The organism is Mesorhizobium sp. M7A.F.Ca.CA.004.06.1.1, assembly GCF_003999135.1.
GTDB lineage: Bacteria > Pseudomonadota > Alphaproteobacteria > Rhizobiales > Rhizobiaceae > Mesorhizobium.
In genome coordinates this window covers 1-4,763 of the sequence record NZ_RZPQ01000460.1, presented here as the reverse complement: position 1 = coordinate 4,763, position 4,763 = coordinate 1, and the positions used below count along the sequence as shown (strand labels likewise).

At 65.2% G+C, this 4,763-nt stretch carries 5 protein-coding genes; 3 read left to right on the top strand and 2 right to left on the bottom strand.

The annotated features are described in order from the left end of the window. The 3 genes from mltG to gmk form a co-directional block, all read left to right on the top strand. A partial coding sequence (gene mltG / locus EN906_RS23370) for an endolytic transglycosylase MltG (protein ID WP_127375409.1) occupies positions 1-1,101 on the top strand: 1,101 nt, incomplete at its 5' end. A 155-nt stretch (positions 1,102-1,256) separates the two neighbouring features. Then, positions 1,257-2,147: a YicC/YloC family endoribonuclease gene (locus EN906_RS23365; protein ID WP_127272657.1), complete on the top strand. Its 891-nt coding sequence runs from the start codon at positions 1,257-1,259 to the stop codon at positions 2,145-2,147. A 3-nt stretch (positions 2,148-2,150) separates the two neighbouring features. After that, positions 2,151-2,807: a guanylate kinase gene (gmk, locus tag EN906_RS23360; RefSeq protein ID WP_013532512.1), complete on the top strand. Its 657-nt coding sequence runs from the start codon at positions 2,151-2,153 to the stop codon at positions 2,805-2,807. 137 nt (positions 2,808-2,944) lie between these two features. Here gmk and rsmA read toward each other — a convergent pair whose 3' ends face one another. Then, a complete protein-coding gene (rsmA, locus tag EN906_RS23355) occupies positions 2,945-3,784 on the bottom strand; it encodes a 16S rRNA (adenine(1518)-N(6)/adenine(1519)-N(6))-dimethyltransferase RsmA (protein ID WP_127268606.1) in 840 nt (279 codons plus the stop codon). A gap of 10 nt (positions 3,785-3,794) precedes the next feature. Further along, on the bottom strand, positions 3,795-4,763 hold a 969-nt coding region (gene pdxA / locus EN906_RS23350; RefSeq protein ID WP_127375408.1), incomplete at its 5' end, for a 4-hydroxythreonine-4-phosphate dehydrogenase PdxA.

Genomic DNA, 4,763 nt, shown 5'->3' with positions numbered 1-4,763 from the left:
GTTTTCATGAACTTCGTCATCTCCTCGGTGATGCTGGTGGTTCTGGCGGCCGGCGTCGCGGTCTATTTCGGCAAGCAGGAATTCACCGAACCCGGACCTTCGGCCAATGGCGACACCTTCCTGGTCAAGCCGAGCACCGGCGTCCAGGATATCGCCGACCAGCTCGAACGCCGCGGGTTGATCAGCGACGCCCGGGTATTCCGCCTTGGCGTGCGGGCCTTCGGCAATGATTCCGCGCTGAAAGCCGGCGAGTACGAGATCAAGCCCAGGGCATCCATGCGCGATATCATGGAGCTTCTGAAGAGCGGCAAGTCGGTGATGTATTCGCTGACCATTCCTGAAGGACTGACGGTCGACCAGGCATTGCAGCGCATCGCCGAGGAGAATGCCTTGAGCGGCGACATGCCGGCAACCACGCCGCCGGAGGGCAGCCTCGCCACCGACACGCTGCGCTTCACGCGCGGAGCGACACGCCAGCAGATGGTCGATAAGCTGCTGGCGGATCAGAAGAAGCTGGTCGACGATGTCTGGCAGCGGCGCGCGCCTGACCTGCCGCTGGCCAACGTCGAGGAGTTCGTCACGCTGGCCTCGATCGTCGAGAAGGAGACGGGCAAGGGTGACGAGCGTTCGCGAGTTGCCGCCGTCTTCCTGAACCGGCTTGCCAAGGGCATGCGCCTGCAATCCGATCCGACCATCATCTACGGGCTGTTCGGCGGCAAGGGAAAGCCGGCGGACCGGCCGATCTACCAGTCGGACATCCAGAAACAGACGCCCTACAACACCTATGTGATCAATGGCTTGCCGCCGACGCCGATCGCCAATCCGGGTCGTGCAGCGCTGGAGGCGGTGGCCAATCCGTCGAAGACCGCCGACCTCTATTTCGTTGCCGACGGCACCGGCGGGCACGTTTTTGCCGCGACGCTGGACGAGCACAACGAGAACGTCGCCCGCTATCGCGCGTTGCTGAAGAAGCAGGCCGATGATGCCGCCAAAGCCGCCAAGACGACTGGCACCGGCGACAGCAATGCCGTCAAACCCGCTGGCAGTGGGCCGGCTGACGGTGCCGACGACAGCGGCGGTGACGCGGGCGCTGCCCAGTAAATGAAGGAAGGCGTTGCCCGGCAGGCAACGCCCTGACATTTGGAAGAGCGCCGCGCGTCCGGTTTCGACGCGCCTGCGGCGCAATCTTTTTCAAGCCGCACTCGCTCTGTCCGGAAAGCCGGTTCAGGGCGATGTGCCAGGGACGTGTGGGCGATATGAATTTGCAGAGCATGACCGGTTTTGCACGTGCCGTCGCCGAGCACGAAGGCACCTCGATCGCCTGGGAGGTCAAGTCCGTCAACGGCAAGAGCGTCGAGGTACGGCTGCGGCTGCCGCAAGGCTTCGAGCGGTTGGAACCTGCTGTCCGGCAAATACTTCAGAAACGTTTTGCACGCGGCAATTTCCAGGCGACGCTGACCATCGGCCGTGCCGTTGGCGCGCAGGCGCAGCCGGTCGTCAACGAAGCCTTCCTGAAGGACCTTGCTGGGCTCGCCAAACGGCTGCAGGAGCAATTCGGCGTTGCTGCGGCGACGTCGGATGGATTGCTTTCGCTGCGCGGCGTGCTCGACATTCCTGAAACCGTCGAAACCGAGGAGGCGAGGGCCGCGCTCGATGCCGCGGTCATGGCCGCGCTCGAAGTGGCCTTGAACGGGCTCGAACAGGCACGGCAGGGCGAAGGAGCCGCGCTGGCTTTGCTGTTGTCGGGTCATATCGACACGATCGAGGCGCTGACGCTGCGGGCAGAAGTGGATCCATCCCGCGAGACCGCGGTGATCCGCGAACGCATCGCCGAGCAGGTCAGGCTGCTGATGGACGCTTCCGCCAATCTGGATGCCACCCGACTGCATATGGAGGCGGCGTTCCTGGCCACCAAGGCCGATATTCGCGAAGAGATCGACCGGCTGAAAACGCATGTCGCATCCGGCCGGGCACTGCTGGTGGGCGGCGGCGCGGTCGGTCGCAAGCTCGATTTTCTGGCACAGGAATTTAACCGCGAATCGAATACGCTGTGTTCCAAATCGAATGCCGCAGCCATCACCGCGATCGGCCTGGACCTGAAGGCGGTGGTCGACCAGTTTCGTGAACAGATCCAGAATCTGGAGTAGCCGATGGTTGCCAAGGATTTGGGGTCCCGCATACGCCGCCGGGGCCTGATGCTCGTCCTGTCGTCGCCGTCCGGCGCCGGCAAGTCGACGATCGCGCGCAATCTTCTGGAAAGCGATTCCAGCCTCGAACTGTCGGTCTCGGTCACCACCAGGCCGCGCCGTGGAAGCGAGATCGAAGGCGTCCACTATCATTTTCGGACGATGCGCGAATTCGAGCGGCTTCGTGATTCCGACGCGCTGCTGGAGTGGGCCGAGGTGCATGGCAATTGCTATGCGACGCCGCGCGAACCGGCCGAACTGGCGCTGTCCGAGGGGCGCGACATGCTGTTCGACATCGACTGGCAAGGCGCCCAGCAGCTCAAGGAGAAGATGCGCGCCGACATTGTCTCGATCTTCATCCTGCCGCCATCGATGAAGGAGTTGAAGGCGCGGCTGAAACGTCGCGCTGAAGACCAGGAGGCGGTGATCGAGACGCGGCTGAAAAACGCCCGCAACGAGATCGAGCACTGGAAGGAATATGATTTCGTCATCGTCAATGATGACCTTGACCGCGCCTTCGCCGAAGTGCGCGGCATCGTCGTCGCCGAGCGGCTAAGACGCGACCGCCGGCCAGGCCTGTTCGATTTCGTCTCTGGACTGTTGGACGAGAAGACGGGCTGAGACCTCTTCCTTCGCACCGTTCACGGGGAGAAGGTGGCCCGAAGGGCCGGATGAGGGGCGGTGCTGGCATTTCAAGGTTCGTGCTGCCCCCTCATCTGCCTGCCGGCATCTTCTCCCCGTAAACGGGGAGAAGAGAGCTACACGGCATTGGTCAGCCGCACGAATTCCTCGACGCTGAGCGTCTCGGCGCGGCGTGTCGGATCGATGCCGGCGCGTTCGAGCAGGGCCTCGCCGCCGAGGCTTTTCACGCTCTGCCGCAGCATCTTGCGACGTTGGCCGAAAGCGGCTTCTGTGACGCGGCCGAGTTTCTTCACCTCGGCGGGCAGGGGCGTCGGGCGCGGCACCAGATGCACCACCGAGGAGGTGACCTTTGGCGGCGGCGTGAATGCCTGTGGCGGTACGTCGAAGGCGATCCTCGCCTCCGTCCGCCAGCCGGCAAGAACCCCCAGCCGGCCATAGCTGTCGCTGCCGGCAGGCGCGACGATGCGCTCGGCCACCTCGCGCTGGAACATCAAAGTCATCGAGGTGTAGAAAGGCGGCCAGTCGCTGACCGTCAACCAGCGCACCAGCAGCTCCGTGCCGATATTGTAGGGCAGGTTGGCCACGATCTTGACCGGACCGCCATTGCCGGTCGCTCGGCTGGCAAGGCCTGCGAAATCCGTCTTCAGCGCATCGCCGGAAACAACCTCCAGCCGGCCGGGATAATGATCGGACACTTCGGCAAGGGCCGCTAGGCAGCGTTCGTCACGCTCGATGGCGATGACGTGACGCGCGCCGTTGGAAAGCAGGGCGCGGGTCAGCCCGCCGGGACCGGGACCGACCTCGATCACGGTTGCATCGGACAAGTCGCCGGCGGTGCGCGCGATCTTGCCGGTGAGGTTGAGGTCGAGCAGGAAATTCTGGCCGAGCGCCTTCTTTGCCCGCAGCCCATGACGCTCGATCACCTCGCGCAGCGGCGGCAGCCCGTCGATGCTCATGCCCGAGATCTCATACCGCAACCGCCTTCGTGTTCGTGTCGGCCAGCCGCCGGGCAAGCTTCAGCGCCGCTATCAGGCTGTCGGGCCGCGCCACACCCTTGCCGGCGATGTCGAAGGCCGTGCCGTGGTCGGGCGAGGTGCGGATGAAGGGCAGGCCGAGCGTGACATTGACCGCCTCGTCGAAAGCCAGCGCCTTGGCCGGGATCAGCGCCTGGTCGTGATACATGCAAAGGGCCGCGTCGTAGCCCGCCCGCGCCCGGACATGGAACAACGTGTCGGCCGGCAAAGGGCCGAAAGCGTCGATGCCATCGGCACGCAGGATGTCGACCGCCGGGCGCACGATCCGCTCGTCCTCGAGGCCCATGGCGCCGCCTTCGCCGGCATGCGGGTTGAGCCCGGCAATCGCCAGCCGTGGCTTGGCGATGCCGAAGCGGCCGGTAAGGTCGGCGGCGGTGATGCGCGCGGTGGCGACGATCAGCTCGGTGGTCAGTGCCTTCGGCACCTCGGCCAGCGCGATGTGGATGGTGACGGGAACGGTGCGCAGGTCGGGTCCTGCCAGCATCATCACCGGCATCGCCTCGACGCCGCTGTGCCGGGCCGCCAGATGCGCCAGATACTCGGTGTGGCCGGGGAAGCGAAAGCCGGCGTCGTAGAGCGGCTTCTTGGCGATGGGGCAGGTGACCACGGCCGAGGCTTCGCCGGCAAGGCAATCGGCGACGGCGCGGTCGATGGCCTCGATGGTGGCGGCCGCATTGGCCGGATCCGGCCGGCCGGGACTGTCGATGCAGCGGGCAGTCAGTGGAACGATCGGCAAGGCGCGGGCAAAGACCTGCGCCGCTTGCGCTGATGTCGTTTCGACGACCGGCAGCGAAATGCCGAGCAGGCGCGCCCGGGAGGCGATCAGCGCCGGATCGGCGAGCAGGTAGAAGGGGGGCAGGGCGGCAGCTTCGCGCGCCATAAAGGCGGCGATGGCGATCTC